At 30.1% G+C, this 22,614-nt stretch carries 23 protein-coding genes; 18 read left to right on the forward strand and 5 right to left on the reverse strand.

The window, feature by feature from the left end; genetic code table 11:
• Positions 1-681 carry a response regulator transcription factor gene (locus FDK22_RS06600; RefSeq protein WP_138152114.1) on the reverse strand — a complete coding sequence of 227 codons (681 nt, stop codon included), beginning with the start codon at positions 679-681 and terminating at the stop codon, positions 1-3.
• Positions 678-1,736, reverse strand: coding sequence for a hybrid sensor histidine kinase/response regulator (locus FDK22_RS06605; protein ID WP_138152115.1), 1,059 nt, complete (start codon positions 1,734-1,736; stop codon positions 678-680). Before FDK22_RS06605 ends, FDK22_RS06600 begins: the two co-directional genes overlap by 4 nt.
• Before the next feature lie 96 nt (positions 1,737-1,832).
• Between FDK22_RS06605 and FDK22_RS06610 the strand changes: the two genes are divergently transcribed.
• The 8 genes from FDK22_RS06610 (at position 1,833) to FDK22_RS06645 (ending at position 11,343) form a co-directional block, all read left to right on the forward strand.
• The gene (locus FDK22_RS06610) at positions 1,833-4,103 is read left to right on the forward strand and encodes a response regulator (protein WP_228711643.1); all 2,271 of its coding nucleotides are present in this window, start codon (positions 1,833-1,835) and stop codon (positions 4,101-4,103) included.
• A gap of 154 nt (positions 4,104-4,257) precedes the next feature.
• The gene (gene urtA / locus FDK22_RS06615) at positions 4,258-5,538 is read left to right on the forward strand and encodes an urea ABC transporter substrate-binding protein (protein WP_138152117.1); all 1,281 of its coding nucleotides are present in this window, start codon (positions 4,258-4,260) and stop codon (positions 5,536-5,538) included.
• A 55-nt stretch (positions 5,539-5,593) separates the two neighbouring features.
• Positions 5,594-7,198, forward strand: a complete 1,605-nt coding sequence (gene urtB, locus FDK22_RS06620) for an urea ABC transporter permease subunit UrtB (RefSeq protein WP_138152118.1) — start codon at positions 5,594-5,596, stop codon at positions 7,196-7,198.
• 9 nt (positions 7,199-7,207) lie between these two features.
• On the forward strand, positions 7,208-8,365 hold the full coding sequence (gene urtC, locus FDK22_RS06625; protein ID WP_171012933.1) for an urea ABC transporter permease subunit UrtC: 1,158 nt from the start codon (positions 7,208-7,210) through the stop codon (positions 8,363-8,365).
• The gene (gene urtD / locus FDK22_RS06630; protein ID WP_138152119.1) at positions 8,352-9,140 is read left to right on the forward strand and encodes an urea ABC transporter ATP-binding protein UrtD; all 789 of its coding nucleotides are present in this window, start codon (positions 8,352-8,354) and stop codon (positions 9,138-9,140) included. Before urtC ends, urtD begins: the two co-directional genes overlap by 14 nt.
• A gap of 123 nt (positions 9,141-9,263) precedes the next feature.
• Positions 9,264-9,959, forward strand: coding sequence for an urea ABC transporter ATP-binding subunit UrtE (urtE, locus tag FDK22_RS06635; RefSeq protein WP_138152120.1), 696 nt, complete (start codon positions 9,264-9,266; stop codon positions 9,957-9,959).
• Between the two features lie 81 nt (positions 9,960-10,040).
• Positions 10,041-10,790 (forward strand): urease accessory protein UreD, encoded by a 750-nt coding sequence (locus FDK22_RS06640; protein WP_138152121.1) that lies wholly within the window; start codon positions 10,041-10,043, stop codon positions 10,788-10,790.
• Between the two features lie 37 nt (positions 10,791-10,827).
• Positions 10,828-11,343 (forward strand): ureidoglycolate lyase, encoded by a 516-nt coding sequence (locus FDK22_RS06645; protein WP_138152122.1) that lies wholly within the window; start codon positions 10,828-10,830, stop codon positions 11,341-11,343.
• 13 nt (positions 11,344-11,356) lie between these two features.
• Here the strand turns inward: FDK22_RS06645 and FDK22_RS06650 are convergent, their stop codons facing one another.
• The 3 genes from FDK22_RS06650 to FDK22_RS06660 are packed head-to-tail and all read right to left on the reverse strand — an operon-like array spanning position 11,357 to position 14,034.
• Positions 11,357-12,160, reverse strand: coding sequence for an ABC transporter ATP-binding protein (locus tag FDK22_RS06650; protein WP_138152123.1), 804 nt, complete (start codon positions 12,158-12,160; stop codon positions 11,357-11,359).
• The gene (locus tag FDK22_RS06655) at positions 12,157-13,059 is read right to left on the reverse strand and encodes an ABC transporter permease (RefSeq protein ID WP_138152124.1); all 903 of its coding nucleotides are present in this window, start codon (positions 13,057-13,059) and stop codon (positions 12,157-12,159) included. The genes FDK22_RS06650 and FDK22_RS06655 overlap by 4 nt, the downstream gene beginning before the upstream one ends.
• A 15-nt stretch (positions 13,060-13,074) precedes the next feature.
• The gene (locus tag FDK22_RS06660; protein ID WP_138152125.1) at positions 13,075-14,034 is read right to left on the reverse strand and encodes an ABC transporter substrate-binding protein; all 960 of its coding nucleotides are present in this window, start codon (positions 14,032-14,034) and stop codon (positions 13,075-13,077) included.
• Between the two features lie 429 nt (positions 14,035-14,463).
• On the opposite strand from FDK22_RS06660, the gene FDK22_RS06665 reads away from it, so the two are divergent.
• From FDK22_RS06665 to alc, 10 genes are all read left to right on the forward strand, one after another.
• The gene (locus FDK22_RS06665) at positions 14,464-15,633 is read left to right on the forward strand and encodes an ABC transporter substrate-binding protein (protein WP_138152126.1); all 1,170 of its coding nucleotides are present in this window, start codon (positions 14,464-14,466) and stop codon (positions 15,631-15,633) included.
• Between the two features lie 57 nt (positions 15,634-15,690).
• Positions 15,691-16,563, forward strand: coding sequence for a branched-chain amino acid ABC transporter permease (locus FDK22_RS06670; protein WP_138152127.1), 873 nt, complete (start codon positions 15,691-15,693; stop codon positions 16,561-16,563).
• A 3-nt stretch (positions 16,564-16,566) separates the two neighbouring features.
• The gene (locus FDK22_RS06675) at positions 16,567-17,532 is read left to right on the forward strand and encodes a branched-chain amino acid ABC transporter permease (protein ID WP_138152128.1); all 966 of its coding nucleotides are present in this window, start codon (positions 16,567-16,569) and stop codon (positions 17,530-17,532) included.
• A complete protein-coding gene (locus tag FDK22_RS06680; RefSeq protein WP_212744987.1) occupies positions 17,529-18,110 on the forward strand; it encodes an ABC transporter ATP-binding protein in 582 nt (193 codons plus the stop codon). The genes FDK22_RS06675 and FDK22_RS06680 overlap by 4 nt, the downstream gene beginning before the upstream one ends.
• A complete protein-coding gene (locus FDK22_RS15795) occupies positions 18,111-18,311 on the forward strand; it encodes an ABC transporter ATP-binding protein C-terminal domain-containing protein (RefSeq protein WP_212744988.1) in 201 nt (66 codons plus the stop codon).
• 1 nt (position 18,312) lies between these two features.
• Complete coding sequence (locus FDK22_RS06685) at positions 18,313-19,032, forward strand: ABC transporter ATP-binding protein (RefSeq protein ID WP_138152129.1); 720 nt, start codon at positions 18,313-18,315, stop codon at positions 19,030-19,032.
• Positions 19,032-19,730, forward strand: a complete 699-nt coding sequence (locus tag FDK22_RS06690; RefSeq protein WP_138152130.1) for an aspartate/glutamate racemase family protein — start codon at positions 19,032-19,034, stop codon at positions 19,728-19,730. Before FDK22_RS06685 ends, FDK22_RS06690 begins: the two co-directional genes overlap by 1 nt.
• A gap of 117 nt (positions 19,731-19,847) precedes the next feature.
• A complete protein-coding gene (locus FDK22_RS06695) occupies positions 19,848-20,528 on the forward strand; it encodes a GntR family transcriptional regulator (RefSeq protein ID WP_138152131.1) in 681 nt (226 codons plus the stop codon).
• A 155-nt stretch (positions 20,529-20,683) separates the two neighbouring features.
• Positions 20,684-21,592 carry an allantoinase PuuE gene (gene puuE / locus FDK22_RS06700; protein ID WP_138152132.1) on the forward strand — a complete coding sequence of 303 codons (909 nt, stop codon included), beginning with the start codon at positions 20,684-20,686 and terminating at the stop codon, positions 21,590-21,592.
• An 8-nt stretch (positions 21,593-21,600) separates the two neighbouring features.
• Complete coding sequence (gene alc / locus FDK22_RS06705) at positions 21,601-22,614, forward strand: allantoicase (protein WP_138152133.1); 1,014 nt, start codon at positions 21,601-21,603, stop codon at positions 22,612-22,614.

A 22,614-nucleotide genomic window follows, 5' to 3' on the forward strand; every position in this document is an offset into this window, starting at 1 on the left:
TCAAAATCCAGAAATATCTTTACTTATAAATTTATACCCAACACCTCTAATATTTGCAATCATGCCATTTTTTAGTTTTTTTTGTAGTTTATGAATAACACTTCTCATACTTACAGCTTCAACAGCTTTATTATCCCAAACATATTCATGAATCATTTCAGAAGTTACAGTTTTATCAAGATTATTTACAAAAAGAGTTAATAGCAGTTTTTCTTTATGGGTTAAAACAATCTCATGGTCATGTTTATATAGATTTTGATCTTTTAAATTAAATTTATACCCAAAACCTAATTCAATAACATCTTTATCTATATCATTTTTCAAAATTGTTTTAATATGATATTTTAAATGTAAAAGAAGTTCTTCAAGTTCAAATGGTTTTTTTAAATAATCATTACATCCAAGTTCATAAGCCTTAGAAATATTATCAATATCTAATTCAGCACTCACTATTATAACTGGCAAATCTTCATGTCTTTTTCTAATCTCTTCTAAAACTTCGTGACCAGAAAATCCTGGCACATTTATATCTAAAATATACAAATCATAATTGTTGTTTAGAATATTTGTCATTGCATCGTAACCATTATCTACACTTGTAATAAAAAAACCTTTTTTCTCCAAGGCATTACTAATCAACTTATTTAAAGAAAAATCATCCTCTAGTAAAAATATCTTCATATACTCTTCTTTGTTATTGGTTCAATATCAAAAGTAAATTTTGTACCGCGATTTTTTTCACTTTTTATATCAATTACTATTTCATATTTATCACAAATCTCTTTTACTATATTAAGCCCTAAACCTAAGCCTAATTTTTTATTTGATTTTTGATAGTACTCCTCAAAGATAAGTTCAGTATCTTCAATACCAATACCAAAATCCTCAATACTTATTATGGTTTTATTCTCTTCAACTCCAAAAAATACATCTATTTCAGATGATTCTTTACTATATTTTATAGCATTACTAATTGTGTTATCTATTAATCTTTCAAATTCATAGCTATTTATAAAAACCTCCAATTCATCAGAATATTCAAGATTTATATGAATATCTTTTGTATTAGCTAACTCATCAAAAAATTGTATTCTTGAACTAATAAACTTTAAAAGATTTATTTTGGTGATTTTGTATTCACGGCTTTCTTTTTTAACTTTATAGGATAAATCTCCATATATGGAACTAAGTGTTTTACTTGAGGCTCTTATAGATTCAATCTCCTTTGACAAACCATACTTTTGTTCAATTAACTCAGTATTTAATGATATTATTGAAACAGGAGTGTTCATCTCATGCATAATCTTTTTTACAAATAAATCTTGTTGTTCTAGTAAAGAAGCAATTGTTATTTTACTTTTATATATCTCAAGTTGATTTCTAACCCGTGCTTTAATCTCTTTTGGTTCAAAGGGTTTTGTAATATAATCAACACCACCTTGGCTAAAAGCTTTAACCTTACTATCTATATCATCTAGTGCAGAAATAAAAATAATAGGGATATCTTTTAAGTTCTCCTCTTTTTTTATTATCTTACAAACTTCAAAACCATCTAATTCTGGCATTTTAATATCAAGCAAGATTAGATGTGGAGGGTTGTTCTTTGATGATTCTATTGCAAATTTTGCATCTATGGAAGCTTTTATTTCATAGTTTTCATCTTTTAATATCTCATTTAGATATTTTAAGTTCTCTTTTTTGTCATCAATTATAAGCACTGTGTAGTTTTTAGTCATATATTTATCTTCTTAAACATCCTAGTTTGTTAAGATTATAGAATAATTAATGTAAAAAGATATTTAGGATTTTTAGTGAATTTAAAAAGACTCTTCATGTTACTGTTTATTTTAAATACAGTTTCATTTATCTGTGTTGCAATTGTGATTAATAAATATCAAAAGGCAACAATAGAATTGGAAAATGCATATAAAATGCAATATAAATCTTTGATTCTAGCCCAAGAGTTAAGACAAAGTAGTGATGACCTAACAAGGATGGCAAGAACCTATGTAATAACAGGAAATCCTATGTTTGAAGAGCAGTTTAAAACAGTTCTTGATATTAGAAATGGCCAAAAGCAAAGACCCCAAAGATACAATGGAATCTTTTGGGACTTCTTTACTTTAGGGGATAAAGAACCTGAGTTCAAAGGTGAAAAAATTGCCCTAAGAGATTTGATGATAAAAGCAAACTTTACAGAAGAAGAGCTAAATATGCTTTTTGAATCCCAAAAAGAATCTGATGATTTAACAAACCTTGAACATAAAGCGATGAATGCAGTAAAAGGGATTTTTCAAGATGAAAATGGAAATTATACTATTTATGGTGAACCTGATTTTAAATTAGCTAGAGAGATTATGCATGGAGATGAATACCATAAAGCAAAAATTAGAATTATGAAACCCCTTGATGATTTTTATAAAGCCTTTGAAAGTAGAACAAAACAAAAGGTTGATGATGCAAAAATAGTGCTACAAAAACAAGAATTCAATGTAAATGTTATTGTTCTTTTTTCTGTACTTTTATTTTTACTATCTTTTTTTATTATACTTTTTAGAATCATTTATCCTATAGATTTACTTCGTATTGCCATGGTTAGATTATCATCAAATGATATGAGTGTAGAGGTTGAAAAAAACAAATATGAAGATGAAGTTGGGGATATGATTGGTGCAGTGCAAATTTTCAAAGACAATACTGAAAAACTAATTGAGAGTGAACAGCAAATTAAAAAAGCGATGCAAGAAGCAACCCACGCAAATAAAGCAAAATCTATATTTTTAGCAAGAATGAGCCATGAGTTAAGAACACCTTTAAATGCAATATTGGGATTTACAAATTTATTAAATAAATCAGAAAATATCAACTTACAAGAAAAAAAGAATCTTGATACCATAAAAAGAAGTGGAAAACATCTTTTAAATATTATCAATGAAATTCTTGAGTTATCAAAAATTGAAGCAGGGAAAATAGAACTAAACCCCAAAGCTTTTCAATTGCCTGAACTAATCAAAGATATTGATTCTATGTTTGCCTTTAGATGTGAATCAAAAGGTTTAACTTTTCATTTAAATGTTGATAATAATATTCCTAATATCATAAAAGCAGATGAACAAAGACTAAGACAAATTTTAATTAATCTTTTAGGCAATGCCTTAAAGTTTACAAAAGAGGGAAAAATCACACTAAATATTTATGAAAAAAACAAAAGATTGTTTTTTGAAGTAAAAGATACTGGGATTGGTATTGAAAAAGAGGATCAAAAAAAGATTTTTAAACCCTTTGAACAGATTAAAAAAGATGATTATAAATCAAATGGTACAGGACTTGGATTATCAATCACAAAAGAGTTAATTACCTTAATGGGTGGTTCAATTTATGTAAAAAGTTTTGTAAACACAGGAAGTGAGTTTTATTTTAGTGTTGATTATGAAGCTTCAAATGAATCACAAGTTGAAGAAAAAGGTTTTGATAAAGATATTGTAGGGATAGAAAAAGTTGAAGATAGTACAATCTTAGTTGTTGATGATATAAAAGAAAATAGAGATTTAGTAATTCAGATATTACAGCAATATGGATTTAAAACATGTTGTGCTTCTTCAGGTGAAGAAGCAATTAATATTGTTAAATCAAACAACATTGATTTGATATTTATGGATACTCTAATGCCCGGAATGGATGGACACGAAACTACAAAGGTGATAAAAAATCAATTAAAAAAACAAGATATTCCAATTATAACTCTATCTGCAAATGTTTTTGATGATGACAAACAAAAAGCTATTAAAAATGGTGCTGATGACTTTTTAGCAAAACCTATAGATGAGAAACAATTAATTAAGATACTTCAAAAATATCTTAATGTAAAACTTAAATTTGATGAAAAAAAAGATTTACAAAAACAAGATGAAGAAATTTTTACAAATCTTTCAAAGGAGTTTTTTATTAGTTTAAAAAACTTTGCTTTACAAATGGATAATAGCTCAATATATGAATTACTAGAAAAAAGCTCAATTGACAACAAAAGTAAACTTCATATAAAAAACTTAATGGAAGAGTTTGATTATCAGGCACTTGTAAAAGTTTGTGAGCAAAGGATATAAATCTCAATGTATATTAAATATACAAATAAATTTTATAGTTACTTAAAAAAACAACACTAAAACAACACTTCTTTTTTATACTTCATCTCAAGAAAATATCAAACTAAAAAAACGCGAATTTTTTAGTTTGGTATTAAATCTAATAGGAGATCGTATGAAGAAATTTATAGCTAAATCATTGTCTGTTGCTGCAATCGTTGCAATGGCAACTGTAGCACAAGCTGCTGATACAATTAAAGTTGGTGTTCTACACTCATTATCTGGAACTATGGCAATTAGTGAAACAACATTAAAAGATACAGTTTTAATGTTAATTGAAGAGCAAAACAAAAAAGGTGGTGTTTTAGGTAAAAAACTAGAACCTGTTGTTGTTGACCCAGCTTCAAACTGGCCTTTATTTGCAGAAAAAATGAGAGGTCTTTTAACTAAAGATAAAGTTGATGTAACTTTTGGTTGTTGGACTTCAGTTTCTAGAAAATCTGTTCTTCCAGTTGTTGAAGAGTTAAATGGATTATTATTTTACCCAGTACAATATGAGGGTGAAGAATCGTCTAAAAATGTATTCTATACAGGTGCATCGCCAAATCAACAAGCAATTCCAGCAGTTGATTATCTAATGAATGAAATTGGTGTAAAAAGATGGGTTTTAGCAGGTACTGACTATGTTTATCCAAGAACTACAAACAAAATCTTAGAATCTTACTTAAAAGCTAAAGGTGTACCAGCTGAAGATATTATGATTAACTATACTCCATTTGGTCACTCTGATTGGCAATCAATCGTATCTGATATCAAAAAATTTGGTAGTGCAGGTAAGAAAACAGCAGTTGTTTCAACAATCAATGGTGATGCTAACGTTCCATTCTATAAAGAATTGGGTAACCAAGGTATTGGTGCAGAAGATATTCCAGTTGTTGCTTTCTCTGTTGGTGAAGAGGAACTTTCTGGGTTAGATACTAAACCTTTAGTTGGTCACTTAGCTGCATGGAACTACTTCCAATCTGCTGAGTCTGATGAAAATACAAAATTTATCGCTGCATGGAAAAAATTTATCAAAGATGATAAAAGAGTTACAAACGACCCAATGGAAGCTACATATATCGGTTTCAACCTATGGGTAAAAGCTGTTGAAAAAGCTGGTACTACTGATGTAGATGCTGTTTCAAAAGCAATTATTGGTCTTGAAGTTCCTAACTTAACAGGTGGAACAGCAAAAATGCTTAAAAACCACCACTTAACAAAACCAGTTCTTATTGGTGAGATTCAAGAAGATGGTCAATTTGAAACTGTATGGTCAACTGATGGTGAAGTAGCAGGTGATGCATGGTCAGACTTCTTACCTTCATCTAAAGATGTAATCTCTGATTGGACAGCACCAATTAACTGTGGTAACTATAACACTGTAACTAAAAAGTGTTCAGGTCAAAACTACTAATAGAAAATCTAAAGAAGAGAGTTTTCTCTCTTCTTTTATCCCACAAGGCATTCTTATGAAAAAATCAAATTTAATCAAAATAATCTTTCTTAATTTATTTTTTTTAACTTCACTTTTTGCTTCTTTTGAGACTGATATTGAAGCATTAAAAACAAAATCTTTTAAAAAGAAACAACAAGTTATTAATGAACTAGTTGAAAAATACTCTGATGATGAAAGAACAGAAACTCTTTTAAAAAAAATGGTTGATGGTGACCTTTTTTATACAAAAAAAGAGGGAACGTTTGTAATCTTAGAAAAAAAAGAGGGGAGTACTTATCATACAAAAACTTTTTTAGAAGGAAAAGTTTTAGAACCTCAAAATAAAAAAGAGTTTAACAAAGTAAAAACAAATAATGGATTAAGAAGTGTTATTAAATCAAATTTAGCTCAAATGAATCTTTTTTCTAAGAAAAAAGAAGTAAGGCTAAAATCAGCAAAAAATATTCTTTCAAATGTTGATGAAGACTCAAAAGAGTTAATCAACAAAGCATTATCAAAAGAGAAAGATAGTGATGTAAAAGAGGTGTTACTTGAAGCTAAAACTATCATTCTTGCAAAGTATTCAAGTGGTGAAGAACAGCTACAAGCAGTTAAAGATTTAAGTGATTTCATCTCTTCAGATACTTTAGCAACTTTAAAAAACCTTTACAGTAAAGAGGATATTTCAAGTGAATTAAAAAAAGCTGTAAAAAGCTCAATCTCTACTGTTGAAACTATTAGATCATATTATGGTGTTTTAGAAAAAGCATTTTTTGGTTTAAGTATGGGGTCTGTTTTATTGCTTGCAGCAATTGGACTTGCTATTACTTTTGGTGTTATGAAAGTAATTAATATGGCTCATGGTGAGATGATGATGATTGGAGCATATACAACTTATACTCTACAACAAGTTATGCCAGGACTTATTGAGTATTCAATTTTAGTTGCTATTCCTGCTGCTTTTATTGTAAGTGGTATTGTTGGTATTATTATTGAAAGACTTGTTATTAGACATCTTTATGGAAGACCACTTGAAACACTTCTTGCAACATTTGGGATTAGTTTAATCTTACAACAAATTGTAAGAACAATATATTCTCCATTAAATCAAGAGGTTAAAACCCCTGATTGGATGAGTGGTGCGTGGGAAATAAATAGTGCATTATCTTTAACATATAACAGATTATATATTATAATTTTTGCACTACTTGTATTTATTGGGGTTTTAATGGTTTTAAATAAAACAAGTTTAGGACTTAAAGTGCGGGCTGTAACTCAAAATAGACAAATGGCACAAGCTATGGGTATCAAAACTTCATGGATAGATGCAATGACTTTTGGTATTGGTTCAGGTATTGCTGGTATTGCTGGTGTTGCTTTATCTCAACTTACAAATGTTGGACCAAATCTAGGACAAGCATATATAGTTGATTCATTTATGGTTGTTGTATTTGGTGGAGTTGGTAACCTTTGGGGAACACTAATTGGTGCAATTACACTAGGTGAGATCAATAAATTTATTGAGCCAGTTGCTGGGGCAGTTCTTGCAAAAGTAATTATCCTTGTATTTATAATTTTATTTATTCAGAAGAAACCAAGAGGTCTGTTCCCACAAAAGGGAAGAGATGCTCAAGATTAAGGTATAAAAATGGAAAATATAAAAAGAAAACCAATAATTTTACAAATTTTAAATAATGACCTTGGCGGGAAAATAGTTCTTGGTGTTTTAGCTTTAGTAGTAATCTATGTTTCTTTTGCAAATTTAGTATTACCAGCAGGTTCAACATTTCATATCTCAACTTATACTGTAACACTTTTAGGTAAATATTTAGCCTTTGCACTTTTAGCCCTTGCCCTTGATTTAGTATGGGGTTATATTGGAATCCTTAGCCTTGGTCATGGTGCATTTTTTGCCCTTGGTGGTTATGCTATGGGGATGTATCTAATGAGACAAATAGGTGATAGAGGGGTTTATGGAAATCCTGAATTACCTGATTTTATGGTATTTATGAATCTAAAAGAGTTACCATGGTTTTGGTATGGTTTTGATAATCCTATTTTCACCCTTATCATGATTATGTTTGTACCTGGTCTTTTAGCTTTTGTTTTTGGATATTTAGCATTTAGAAGTAGAGTAACTGGGGTTTATTTATCAATTATAACTCAAGCTATGACATATGCACTTATGCTTGCATTTTTTAGAAACGACATGGGATTTGGTGGGAACAATGGTCTTACAGATTTTAAAGATATTTTAGGCTTTGACTTGCAAGCTGATGGCACTAGAATCGCTCTTTTGCTTATCTCCTTTTTAGCTTTAACAGGTGGTTACTTAGTAGCTAGATTTATTATGAATTCAAGACTTGGAAGGGTTTGTATAGCAATTCGTGATGGTGAAAGTAGAACTAGGTTTATAGGTTATAGAGTTGAACAATATAAACTATTTATATTTGTAGTTAGTGCCTGTATGGCAGGTATTGCAGGGGCCTTATATGTACCACAAGTTGGAATAATAAACCCTGGTGTTTTTTCACCATTGTTTTCAATTGAACTTGTTATTTGGGTTGCAATTGGTGGACGTGGAACTTTATATGGTGCAATTGTTGGAGCCTTTATAGTTAATTATGCAAGTACATATTTCACATCAGCACTTCCAGAAGTTTGGTTATATGCTTTAGGTGGATTATTTGTAGTGGTAACTTTATTTCTACCAAAGGGTGTAGTTGGATTAATTTCACAAATAAAAGACAAATTAAATAAAGACAACAAGAATCAAGAGAGTGAGGTTCAAAATGCTACTGCTTAAACATGAAAATGAACAAAATGTAGGAGATTTAAAAAAAGGTGATAGAATCCTTTATTTAGATGATGTAACAGTTAGTTTTGATGGGTTTAAAGCTTTAAATTCTTTATCTTTATCTATTGAATATGAAGAGTTAAGATGTATCATTGGAGCAAATGGAGCAGGAAAATCAACAATGATGGATGTTATTACAGGGAAAACTAGTCCTGATAAAGGGCAAGTTATTTTTGGGAAAGCTGTAAATTTACTTGAAATGGATGAGCCAAGTATTGCCGAAATCGGGATTGGAAGAAAGTTTCAAAAACCAACAGTCTTTGAGGGGCATTCAGTTTTTGAAAATCTAGAACTTGCAATGAAAGATGATAAAAGATTTTTCAAAACACTTTTTGCAAAATTAAATGGTGAACAAAAAGATAGTATTGAAGAGACGATGGAATTAATTGGTTTAAAAGATTTTTATAATACCCAAGCGGCTATTTTATCACATGGTCAAAAACAATGGCTAGAGATAGGAATGCTTTTAATGCAAAGCCCAAAGTTACTTTTAGTTGATGAGCCAGTAGCAGGTATGACTCCCGGTGAAGTTGAAAAAACGGGACAAATTCTAACAGAATTATCAAAATCACACTCAGTTGTTGTGGTTGAACACGATATGGAATTTATTAGAAGTATTGCAAAAAAAGTAACCGTTTTACATGAGGGTTCTGTTTTAGCTGAGGGTTCTATGAAAGATGTACAAGAAAATGAGAAAGTACGTAAGGTTTACCTCGGTGAGTAAAAAGCAAACACGTTTGCTCTTTAGGATTTTGCTCACTTTTAACAATTTTTCACAAATTGTGCCAAAAAGTGTTAAATATGTATTTGTCCCTTTTAAATTGGGACAATTTAAAAGGAAACTAAGATGTTAGAAATTAAAAAATTAAATCAATTTTATGGACAAAGTCACACTTTATGGGATTTAGACCTTGAAATAAAACAGGGAAGATGTACTTGTCTTATGGGAAGAAATGGTGTTGGAAAAACAACACTTATGAAATCAATTATGGGCTTACTTCCAATAAAAAGTGGTGAATTGCTTTTTGAAGGAAAAGATATCTCAAAACTTGGAAGTGAAAAAAGAGCAGGATTAGGAATAGGTTATGTACCACAAGGTAGGGAAATATTTTCACAACTAACTGTTAAAGAGAATATTGATATTGGATTACTTGGAAATAGAAATGGCTTAAAACAAGTACCTGATAAAATATATGAACTTTTTCCAGTTTTAAAAGAGATGTTAAAAAGAAAAGGTGGTGACTTAAGTGGTGGTCAGCAACAACAACTTGCTATTGCTAGGGCACTTTGTTTAGAACCAAAACTATTGATTCTTGATGAGCCCGCAGAAGGGATTCAACCAAATATCGTACAACAAATTGGAGAGGTTATAGATTATCTTACTAAAGAGGAAAAAATAACTGTTATTTTAGTTGAACAAAAACTTCCTTTTGCTAGACGTCATGGTGATGATTTTTATCTTGTTGATAGGGGTAGAGTTGTAGCTAATGGGGAGATTGAAAATCTAAGTGATGAAATAGTAGAGCAATATTTATCTGTATAAAAGTATAAGTTTTATACAAATGTAAAAATATTAATCTTTTATTTTTTGATATACTAAAAAATATATTTTGCAAGGGTAAAAATGAGTATATCAATAGGTTTTGAAAAAGATGTTTTTTCATTAGAAAAACTAAAACTTCCCACAAGACATTACTACTTTAACGATACAGAAAACTATGTTAAGTTATTAAGTATAGGGGAAGGGATTTTTCCAAAAGACAAAATCAAAACATATATCAAATTAGAAGATTCAACTGCAATAATAACTACTGAAAGTGCTACAAAAGTTTATCCTTCAAAAAAAGAATTTGGTATAAACTATATAAATATCGATTTAAAATCTTCGAATTTAGAAGTTTTAAATGATGAATTGATTTTATATAAAGATTCAAAACTTCTTCAAATATTAAGGCTTAATGCTGATGAAAATTCAACTTTTTTTTATTCAGATATTTTGACACAAGGTAGAAGTTACGAACACTTTGACTTTGATTCTATGTTAGTAAGAAATAAATTTTTTTGTGAAAAAAAACTTGAATATTTTGAAAACTTTGAAGTTTTAGGTAAGGATTTAAAAGATTATATAAAACGGCATGAAAGTGAAAATTATATCTATTTAAAAATTTATATTAAAACAAATGATAATGATAAATTTTTAAAGGAACTTCATAGTAATGATTTTGATTCTTTTACTTTTACAAAATCAAAAAAGATGATTTTAGGTTCAATTAGTGCAAATAGTATGATAGAAATAAAAAAATTGCAAAAAAAGATATGGATTCTTTATAGAGAAAAACTAAATAAAGAGGAATTTTGTTTAGGTAAACAATAAAAGACTCTTAAAAAATTGTAAATAATTAAGGTGTTATATGAAGCTTGAAATAAAACCAAAACCTCTTACAAGAGAAGCTTTTAAAAAATTTGGTGAAGTTGTTAGTAAAGAGGGTAGAGATTCAATAAGTATAAATAGAGATTCTGCTCAAAAATTTTATGAAATATGTAATATGGATACAAATGAAAAAAGCGGTATGACAACTTTGCATATTTATATAGGAAATAAAAGAGAATTTCCTTTACATATCGATATGTTAGAAAAACATCCATTATTTTCTCAAACATTTATTCCAAGAAGTAAAGAGCCATTTTATTGTGTTGTTGCCCTAGGTGGTAGAGAACCAGATTTATCAACTTTAGAAATCTTTGAAACCAATGGTGACCAAGGGGTTCATTACAATAGGGGAGTTTGGCATTTCCCACTAATATGCGTAAAAGATAAAGAAGAGTTTATTGTTTTAGATAGAGCAGGTTTAAATAAAGAGGAAAAAATAATAGTTGAACAAGTGGAATATAATATGAAAGATGAAGAGATTTATCTAGTAAGATAAATCTCCATCTTTTTTATTTGTCTAATAATAATTTATCATCATCCAATTCTTCACCATCTTTTTTGGCAAGGGCAAATAAGTTAAGTAAATCTTTCACCTCATAAGAAGATCTTTCTTTACCTTCTAAATCAAAGATAATTTTACCTTCATGTAGCATAATAGTTCGGCTTCCATGGTCAAGCGCTTGTCTCATAGAATGGGTTACCATCATTACAGTTAATGATTTTTCTTCAACAATTTGTGAAGTAATATCCATAATAAGCGCTGCTGTTTTTGGGTCTAGTGCTGCTGTATGTTCATCTAAAAGTAAAATACTACTTGGTTGTAAAGCAGACATTAAAAGACTAACTGATTGTCTCTGACCTCCTGATAAAAGTCCCATTTGAGAAGTTAATCTATCTTCTAATCCTAGATTAAGCCTACTTAATTGCTCTTTGAAAAGTTTTCTAAGTTTACTATTTAGTGCAAAAGATAATGTACCCCTTTTACCTCTACCATAGGCAAGAGCCATATTTTCCTCAACAGTTAAATCACCACAAGTTCCTGCAAGTGGGTCTTGAAATACCCTAGCTATATCTTTTGTACGACCTGTTGCAGGTAAAGCAGTTACATCTCTATCATTAAAAAATATCTGACCATGAGTTGCTTCAATATCACCTGCTATAGTATTAAGTAAGGTTGATTTTCCTGCACCATTTGAGCCAATAACTGTTACAAACTCTCCTGTTGGTATAGTTAAATCTACACCCCTTAAAGCTAACTTTTCAGTTGCTAAGCCATGATTAAAAGTAACATGTAAATCTTTGCAACAAATCATACTCTTTTCCTTTTAGCTTTTTTAGCTTTATATTCACTACGTAATTTTGGGAATATTAATGATAAGGTTACAAGTACAGCCGTAAGTAGATTTAAATCAGATGCTTGAAAGCCTAAAAAGTCTGCATTAAGTGCCATTGAAACTGCAATTCTATATAAAAGTGAACCAATAATACAACTTAATACAACCACAAGCATAGATTTTGTTCCAAATAAAGACTCTCCTATAATAACAGCAGCCAAACCTACAACAATAGTTCCAATACCCATTGTTGAATCTGCAAAACCACTTGTTTGTGCAAATAAAGCTCCAGCAAGTCCTACTAAACCATTTGATAAAGCAAGTCCTACATAAACTTTCTCTTTTACAACAATACCATTTGCTTGAGCCATTCTTTTATTAGAACCAACTGCTCTCATTGCTAAACCATATTGTGTATATAAAAACCATGCCAATAATAATCCACCAATAATTGCGCAAACAGCTACAAATATAACTTTTAAATACATAGCTGGTATTCCTAAATCTTCAAATGGAGTTAACATAGTTGGCTCCATAATTAAAGCTAGATTTGGTTTTCCCATTACACGAAGATTTATTGTATATAAAGCTGTCATGGTAAGAATACTTGCAAGTAAATGAAGAATATTAAACCGTAAATTTAACCAAGCTGTAACAATACCTGCACTTGCAGCGGCAAGTGTACCTAATAAAGTTGCTAAAAAAGGATTTACGCCAGATACTATTAGAGCAGCAGTTGCAGCTGCTCCTAATGTAAAACTTCCGTCAACAGTTAAATCTGGAAAATCTAAAATACGAAAAGTAAGATAAACTCCCATTGCAACTAAACCATAAATAAACCCTATTTCAAGTGTTCCTAAAAAAGCATAAAGTGACAAGTTAACAACTTTTAATTATTTGATAATTTTAGTAGCTTTTTCAAGTACTGATTTTGGAACTTCTATACCCATTCTTTTAGCCATTTTTGGATTAACATAAAGGTCAGTTCCCTTTGCCATTTTTACATCAATTGAACCTGGTTTTTCACCCTTTAAAATTCTTATAACAATATCTCCAGTTTGTTTCCCTAAATCAAAGTAGTTATAACCAACAGCAGCAATTGCTCCTCTTTCAACTGTACTTGTATCCCCTGCAAAAACTGGAACTTGTGCATCAATACCAACTTTTATAACTGATTCAACAGCTGAGATAATAGTATTATCAATTGGACAATAAATAGCATCTGCTTTACCAACTAATTGTTTTGCGGCAATCATTACATCAGAAGATTTTGGTGCAGCTGCTTCTACAATTTTAATACCCATTTCTTTTGCTACATCTTTAGCACTATTTAACATTGAAACTGAATTTGCTTCACCTGGATTGTATGGAACACCAATTACTTTAAGACTAGGTACAAACTCTTTAATTAAAGAAAAATGTTCTTTAATATTAGCCATATCTGATAAACCTGTAACATTTCCACCTGGTTTTTCTAAACTTGGAACAAGTTTCGCTGCTAATGGGTCAGTTACAGCTGAAAATACAACTGGAATTGTTTTTGTAGCCGTAACTGCTGCTTGTGCTGATGGTGTTGCAATTGCAACAATAATATCAGGATTTTCTCCTACCATTTTTCTAGCAATTTGTGAAGCAATATCAGGTTTCCCTTGAGCACTTTCATAGGTAAATTTAAGATTATCACCACTATAACCATTATCATTTAATGTTTGTTTGATTCCATCTCTTACCGCATCTAGCGCTGGATGTTCTACAATTGCAGTTGTTGCAACATACGCAGGTTTAGCTTGTAAAGCAGAAGATACTAAAAGTGTTGACATTAGAGCACTTTTAAAAATTGAATTTAATCTCATAACGAATTCCTTAGAATGATTTATTTATTTAAACTTAAGAAAACAATTTAATAAAATTGTAAAATATTGTATATCTTTACAACTAAATGGTTACTTAATATTTTTTAGAATGATGATTTTAGAATTTCAATATTAAGATAGTTTTAATATGCTATTGCTCTAATAATACAACTAAAGCAAATTTTGAGTCTAAATAGTTAACAAATATTTGTATATTATCTCTACATATAAAACAAAAATTATATTCTAAAACTATTTAATATAGCCATTTATAGGGATATTAAAGAATATTATCTAAGTTGAAAAAAAATAAATTGAAAAATAAAATTGTTTAATTGTATAAATTGTAAACAATTATTGTAGACAATGTGCTAACATGTTTTTCATGATTTATCAATGATAAATACTAATTAAAATTTAGGAGAGAAAATGAAAAGGTTTATGAAACTTAGTTTAGTAGCTGGGCTACTAAGTAGTACACTTTTAGCACAAGATACAATTAAAATTGGTTTTGTGGGAACACTTTCAGGTGCAAATGCAGCTTGGGGAACTTCAAATGTAAGATCAATGGAAACATCTGCTGATATTTATAATGCACAAGGTGGAGTTGAAATTGGTGGAAAAAAATATAAAGTTGAAGTAATTCCATTTGATGATGCATATGATCCAAAAATTGCAGTTGCAGGTATGGAAAAAATGGCTCAAGAGCAAATCAAGTATGTAATTGGACCAAATGATGATGCCCAAGCTATTGCAGTTAGACCAATTGCAGAAAAAAATAAAATTGTATATTTCCCATATGCGTTTAATAAAACTCTTTATAAAAAACCAGCTAATTATGCAGTTTTTGGAATGATTGCTTCATATCAATGGGAACCAGCAGTTTATAAATGGCTTCAAGATAATAAAGATGTTAAAACAATTGCATTTCTTGCAGCTAATGCAGCTGACCCACTAAACCAAAGAGATAATGGTATTAAAATCGCACAAGATTTAGGTTTAGATGTTGTTGAAGCAAAAGCAACATATAAAGCTGATACTAGAGATTTCTTTTCTGTAATTACACCAATAATTAAGAAAAAACCTGACCTTTTAGTTCTTTCAGGGGTTTCTCCTGCAACTGCGCCACTTATTATTAAAACAGCTAGACAATTAGGATTTAAAGGATTTATGGCAGCTGGAACTGCACTTGATGCTGGTATCTTAAAAGAAGGTGCTGGGGATGCTGCAAATGGATTTATTTGTCAAGGTGGAGCAGATGCTTCAATCCAATCTGAAGTTATGGAAAAATGGGTTGAAACTTATACTAAAAAATTTGGTGAATATAATGATGAATCAAACACAAAAGTATTCGCACTTGAATATATTTTAGAAGTTATGAAATCAAACCCAAAAGCTATTAATGATGCAGATGAGTTCCTTAAAACTGTTGATGCAGGTTGGGAAGCTCCAAATAAATTTTTCAAAGACAAAGATGCAAAATTAAAATTTGTAGGTACTACAACATTTGGTCAAGATAGACAATTAGGTGTTCCATTAACTCCAAAAATCTATAAAGACGGAAAGTTTGAAACACTATTTGTTGGTTCAGCAGACTAATTTAAATGAGGCATCAAATGATGCCTCAATCAATTAATTTTTTTAGGGAAAAACTTTATGGAACAAATATTACTTAATGGCTTAATTACTGGCTCTCAATACGCTTTGATTGCCCTTGGATTAACTCTTATTTTTTCACTTATGAGTATTCTTAATTTTGCCCATGGACAAATGTATGTTTTAGGTGCATTTGTAACTTATTATGTTTATGGAAAATTAGGATTACCTTTTATTGTAGCTGTTATTGCTTCAGGTTTAACGTTAGCACTAATAGGTGCGATATTTGAAAAATATCTTTTTAACACCGTATTAAAACGTTCAGTTAGGGAAGAAAGTTCAATGCTTCTTGCTGCTGGAACTGCATTTTTTCTAGATGCTTTAATTCTTATTGTATTTGGTGAAAAACAAAGAAGTGTTCCAGCACTTGTTGATGGAGTATTTTGGGGTGAAGAGTTTGGACTAGATATTATCATTCCATACAATAGAGTTGTAATAGAAATTATTGCAGTTGTGATGATTGTTTCATTTATTTTATTTATGCAATATTCAAAACCAGGTCGAGCGATGAGAGCCTTAGCTCAAGATAAAACAGCTGCTCAACTTATGGGTGTGGATTTAGATAGATATAGTTTAATAGGTTTTGCCTTAGGAGCTATGCTTGCAGGTGTAGCTGGAAGTTTACTTGTAACAATTACAGGTGTAAATTCTGGTATTGGTGGAGGTATTTCTATACAAGCTTTTACTATGATTATGATTGGTGGAGCAGGAGTTATTTCAGGTGCCATCTTAGGTGGATTTATTTTAGGACTAGTGGAAGCTTTTGGTCTTTACTATTTACCTGGAGATATAACTTATCTTGTAATCTTTGTTGGTCTAATGATATTCCTTACTTTACGTCCACAAGGACTTATGGGTAAACCTTGGGGGTGATTTATGGAAAATAAAAAATTTATAATACAAGTATCAATAGCCTTAGTATTTCTTTTGGTTTTAATTCCTACTGTTTTAATTTCAATGGGAAGAAATGATTATCTTTATGGAATTACATCAGTTGCAATTTTAGCAATGATTAGTTCAGGTGTTTGGTTAACTTTCTATATGGGTAGAATCAATATAGGTCAAGGTGCATACGCTTTGATTGGGGCATATACAACAGCTGTTTTAGTTACACAATTAGAACTTTCTTTTTGGATATCTATTTTTGTAGCAGGTTTTGTGGCAGCATTTTTTAGTATATTAATTGGATTACCAATCTTAAGATTAAAGGGTGTGTATTTTTCAATGATTACCTTAACTTTAACAGAGGTTGCAAAACTATTAGCTATTGCATTAGTTCCAATAACAAATGGTCCTAGAGGAATTACAAATATACCAGTTCCAGGAGAGTTAAGTATATTTGGATTAACAATTATTCCAGACTTTGCAACAATGGAAAATAGTAAAATTGGATTTTATTACCTTGCTGTTATTGCTATGATTATTACCTTTGCAATTATGTATAGACTTACAAAATCTAGAATGGGGATTTTATTAAGATCCCTACAACAAAATGAAGAATTGGCTTCATCATTTGGAGTTAACATTGCTTATCTAAGGGTTATATCTTATGCAATTGCTTCATTTTTTGGTGGAGTTGGAGGAGCTATTTTTATTAATTTAACTCAATCAGTTTATCCAACAACTTTCCAAGTTGCTGATTCAATTAACTATATGCTTTATACATTTTTAGGTGGATTGGCATATGTGTTTGGACCTATTTTAGGGGCATTTGTTTTATATTTTTCTTGGGATTTACTGTTTATATTCAAAGAATATCAGTTACTTATTTATTCAGGAATCATGATTTTACTGATGATATTTTTACCAAATGGGATATTAAGTTTAAGGTTTAAAAAATGAGAAAAAGAATTTTAGAGATAAATAACCTAAGTAAAAAATTTGGTTCTTTATATGCAGTAAATGACGTAACCTTTGAAGTTTATGAAGGTGAGATTTTATCTGTAATTGGTCCAAATGGAGCAGGGAAATCAACAACTTTTAAATTGATTTCATCATTTTTAAGACCAAGCTCTGGCGAAGTTGTTTTTAATGGTGAAAAAATCTCTGGATTAAAACCCCACTTAGTTGCTAGAAAAGGTGTTGTTAGAACTTTTCAAGAAACAACTGTTTTTAAAAGTATGAATGTTAGGGATAATATAATTATTGCCCACCAATTACAAGCAAAATCTAATCTTTTAGGGTTTTTCTTTAATACAAAATTAGCAAGAAAAGATAATGAAAGATTTGGTAAATCTGCCGATGAGATTATTGACTTTTTAGGGCTTAGTGAGGTTAGAGATGAACTTGCTTCAAATTTACCCCATGGATTATTAAGAGCTTTAGGTATTGCAAATGCCTTAGCTTGTAAACCAAAGGTTTTATTACTTGATGAACCTTTTGCAGGGATGAATCATGATGAAACAAAAAGATGTATGTAGATGGTAAAACAGATTAAAAATTCTGGAGTTACAGTACTTTTAGTTGAGCATGATATGCCAGCAGTTATGGAGATATCAGACAGAATTGTTGTTATTAGTTTTGGAGAAAAAATAGCTGAGGGAAAAACTGAGCAAATCCAAAAAAATCCTAAAGTAATAGAAGCTTACTTAGGTGTAGAAGATGAAGAGTTAGGGATATAAAATGGCATTATTAGAGTGTAAAGATTTAGAAATAAACTATGACCAAGTAAGAGCTGTAAAAAAAGTAAATCTAAGCCTTGAAGAGGGGGAAACTATTACTTTAATTGGAGCAAATGGTGCAGGAAAATCTTCTATTTTAAAAGCAATTACAGGACTTAAAAAGCCAACTTCTGGGGAAGTTTTATTTAATGGTGAAAGCTTAAATGGAATGAGTCCATCAAAAATAGTTGAAAAGGGAATTGCTATGACTCCTGAAGGAAGAAGAGTTTTCCCATACATGAGTGTAAAAGATAATCTTTTAATGGGAGCATTTACTAGAAAAGATAAAGATGGTATAAAAGAAGATTTAGAAAAAGTACTTGATAAATTTCCAAGATTAAAAGAGAGATTCAAACAGCAAGCAAGTACTATGAGTGGAGGGGAGCAACAAATGATGGTAATTGGTCGTGCTCTTATGTCAAGACCAAAAATTTTACTTATGGATGAACCTAGCCTTGGAATTGCTCCAAAATTAGTTCAAGATATTGCTCGTTCAATTGTTCAAATTAATAAAGAGGATAAAGTATCTGTTATTTTAGTGGAGCAAAACTCAAGAATGGCACTTAAAATCTCTAATAGAGCCTATGCAATGCAATTAGGAGAAGTATTATTAAGTGGTCAATCAAAAGATTTAATACATGATGAAAGAATAATTGAACTATATTTAGGGGGAAGCCATTAATGAAACTAGCAATTATAAATCCAAATTCTACGGAATCAATGACTAAAAAGTGTGAAGAGGTTGCTTTAAAGTTTAAAAACCCAGATACCCAAATTTGGGCTTCAAATCCAAGCAATAGTCCAAAAAGTATAGAAGGTCATTTTGATGAGGTGAAATCATTAATGGGTTTAATGGATGAAATCAAAAAAGCAAAAGAGTGGGGTGCAGAGGCCTATGTTGTTGCTTGTTTTGATGACCCTGGATTAGAAGCAGCTAGAGAGTTAGTTGATGGTCCAGTTATTGGAATTTGTGAAGCAGCTATGCATATGACATCAATTATATCTTCAAGCTTTTCTGTGGTTACAACACTTAATAGGTCAGTTCCAATTATTGAAGAGTTAAGTCATAAATATGGTATGGATAAGTTTTGTAGAAAAGTAAGAGCTGCAGATATTCCTGTACTTGCTTTAGAAGATGGAACTTGCAATGCAATGGAAAAAATTGAAAATGAGATTTTAAAAGCAGTTAAAGAAGATAATTGTGAAGCTATTATTTTAGGTTGTGCAGGGATGGCTGATTTAACAATTGAGTTATCAAAAAGATGTAATATTCCAGTTGTTGATGGAGTTTTATGTGCAATTAAGATGGCAGAAAGTATGGTTGGAGCAAAACTTCAAACTAGTAAAATAAATGCGTATGCATACCCTATTGAAAAATGATGAAACTTTAATGGTTACCATTTGAATTATTTAATTAATAGATTGTTTACAGAAACTAGAATGTAAATTATAATATAATAAACTAGTATAAAAAGAAAAAAGTGGGAGAAACTTTTAATGGACAAAAATGATTTATTTACTTTAGAAGATAATATTGTAAATTTTATATTTGATGCAATATTTACAAAAAATCTTCAGCCAGGTACTAAATTATCAGAAAGTGTTTTAGCAAAAGAGTTAAATACAAGTAGGGATGTTGTAAGAAAAGCCTTTAGTAAACTACAAACGATGGGAATCTTAAGTTATAAAAAGAATCAAGGGTTTCATGTTGTTTGGATTAGTGAAGAGAATGCAAAAGATATTTTTACTACAAGAAAAATAATTGAGGCAGGTATTGTTGAAATTGTTACAAAAAGACATTTAAAAGAAAATTTAGATTTATCCTCACTTTTAGAAAATATTGATACTGAAGAGTATTTAAAACTATCTCATAGAAATGGAGAATATGTTAAATCATCTTGTGATTTCCATCTAAATTTAGCAGCATTAAGTGAAAATGAGTTTTTAATTAATGCCCTAAAACCTTTAATCCCATTAAGTATTCTTGCCGCATTAATTTATGAAGATGAAAATACTGAGTTCTCTTCATATGATGAACATAGAGTTTTAATTGAAACAATTAAAAGCAAAAATGTTTCAAATGCAAAAAATGTTATGTTAGAACATTTAGATCATTGTCTTGAAGTTTTAGATTTTGATATAACTAATAAAAAGAATAAATTTCTTTTTGCTAACTAAGTAGTTCTCCAACTTAGTTAATTCTACTTTTTTATTAAAAAAACAATTGTATAAAAAATAGACACAAATTGTAGACAATCATTGTAGACAATCTGCTAAAATTCTCTTATAAATAAATTAAGAAGTCTTTTTGACTTTTTTTATGAGAGAAAAAAATGATTTATGAAAACTATCCAAGAGATTTAATCGGTTATTCAAATGAGCCTATAAATCCAAAATGGCCTAACAATGCAAAAATAGCTTTACAGTTTGTTTTAAACTATGAAGAGGGTGCTGAAAATTGCATCTTACATGGTGATGAGGCTAGTGAGGTTTTTCTATCAGAAATGAATAATCCACAAGCTTTTTATAATCAAAGACACAAATCCATTGAATCTTTATATGAATATGGTTCAAGAGTTGGGGTTTGGAGATTATTAGAACTGTTTAAAGATTTTGATATCCCTGTAACAATTTTTGCAGTTGCAATGGCAATTGCAAGAAATCCAAAACTAGCTGAATATCTTGCCCTTAACAATTACGACATCTGTTCCCATGGATATAGATGGATTAACTATCAAACAATTGAAGAATCAATTGAAAGAGACCACTTATATAAAAGTATTGAAGTATTAGAAAAAATGATTGGTACTAGACCACTTGGTTGGTACACTGGACGTGATAGTGAAAATACTAGAAAACTAGTAGTTCAAGAGGGTGGATTTTTATATGATAGTGATGCTTACAACGATGATTTGCCTTACTTTTCCCCTGAACTTTCAAGTAAAAAACATTTAGTAATTCCATATACAATGGATACAAATGATATGCGATTTGTATTTGGTGGATTTAATCATAGCGATGAGTTTTTCAACTACTTAAAAGATAGTTTTGACTGTCTTTATGAAGAGGGGCAAACTAGTCCAAAAATGATGAATATAGGGATGCACTGTCGAATTTTAGGAAGACCTGGAAGATTTCAAGCTATCAAAAGATTTTTAGAATATGTAAAACAATTTGATGATGTATGGTTTTGTAAAAGAATAGATATAGCCAACCATTGGCACAAAAATTTCAATATATAGGAATATTAATGACAACTAATAATGAAGTGAATAACTTAACAAATGTAGCAAGTATTGACCTTGGAGCAAATGTAATTTATACAACGGATGAATTCTTTGCAGCTGCAAATAGAATGTTAGCAGAGACATCTGCTGTTTTTAAAGATGAGTATGATGAAAATGGTCACTGGATGGATGGTTGGGAAACCAGAAGAAAAAGAGTTGAAGGAAATGACCATTGTATTATTAAACTTGGTGGCTTATCAAAAATTGAATCTTTTTTAGTTGACACTTCACATTTTAGAGGAAACTATCCCTTAGCCGTTTCTATTAAAGGATGTAGTGCAAAAGGTGTAAATGATGAAGAGTTTATTTCAAAAAAAGATGATTTTCAATGGATTGAATTATTAGAACAGAGTAACTTAAAGGGTGATTCAAAACACTATTTTGATTGTAATTCATATGAAGAGTTAACTCATTTAAGAATGGATATTTATCCTGATGGTGGAATTGCTAGATTTAAAGCATTTGGTACTTTATGTTTTGATGAACAGCTATATGGAAAAGAAAATGTAAATGTAACTTCAATGAGAAATGGGGCAAGGGCAGTTTATGCAAATAATGAATTCTTTGGACCATTAAAAAATATCTTAAAAGATAATGTTGCAATTAATATGGGAGATGGTTGGGAAACTAGAAGAAGGAGAGAACCAGGATATGATTGGGGGATTATAGAGTTAGCACAGCCAGCAATTATTGATAATATAATGGTTGATACAAATTTCTTTAAAGGAAATTATGCTGATTCATTTTCTATTTGTGCCGCATATTTAGATGAGACTACTGATAGTGCAGTAGTTACTCAAAGTATGTTTTGGGAAGAGTTAGTATCTAAACAAAAACTACAAATGGATTCACAACATGAGTTTGATAATTCATATATCTTACATAATAAACCAGTAACACATATAAGGATGAATATCTTTCCTGATGGTGGTATTTCAAGACTTAAAATGTATGGAAAATTTGTTAAGAAAGCCTAA

The sequence above is a fragment of the Arcobacter arenosus genome, assembly GCF_005771535.1.
GTDB lineage: Bacteria > Campylobacterota > Campylobacteria > Campylobacterales > Arcobacteraceae > Halarcobacter > Halarcobacter arenosus.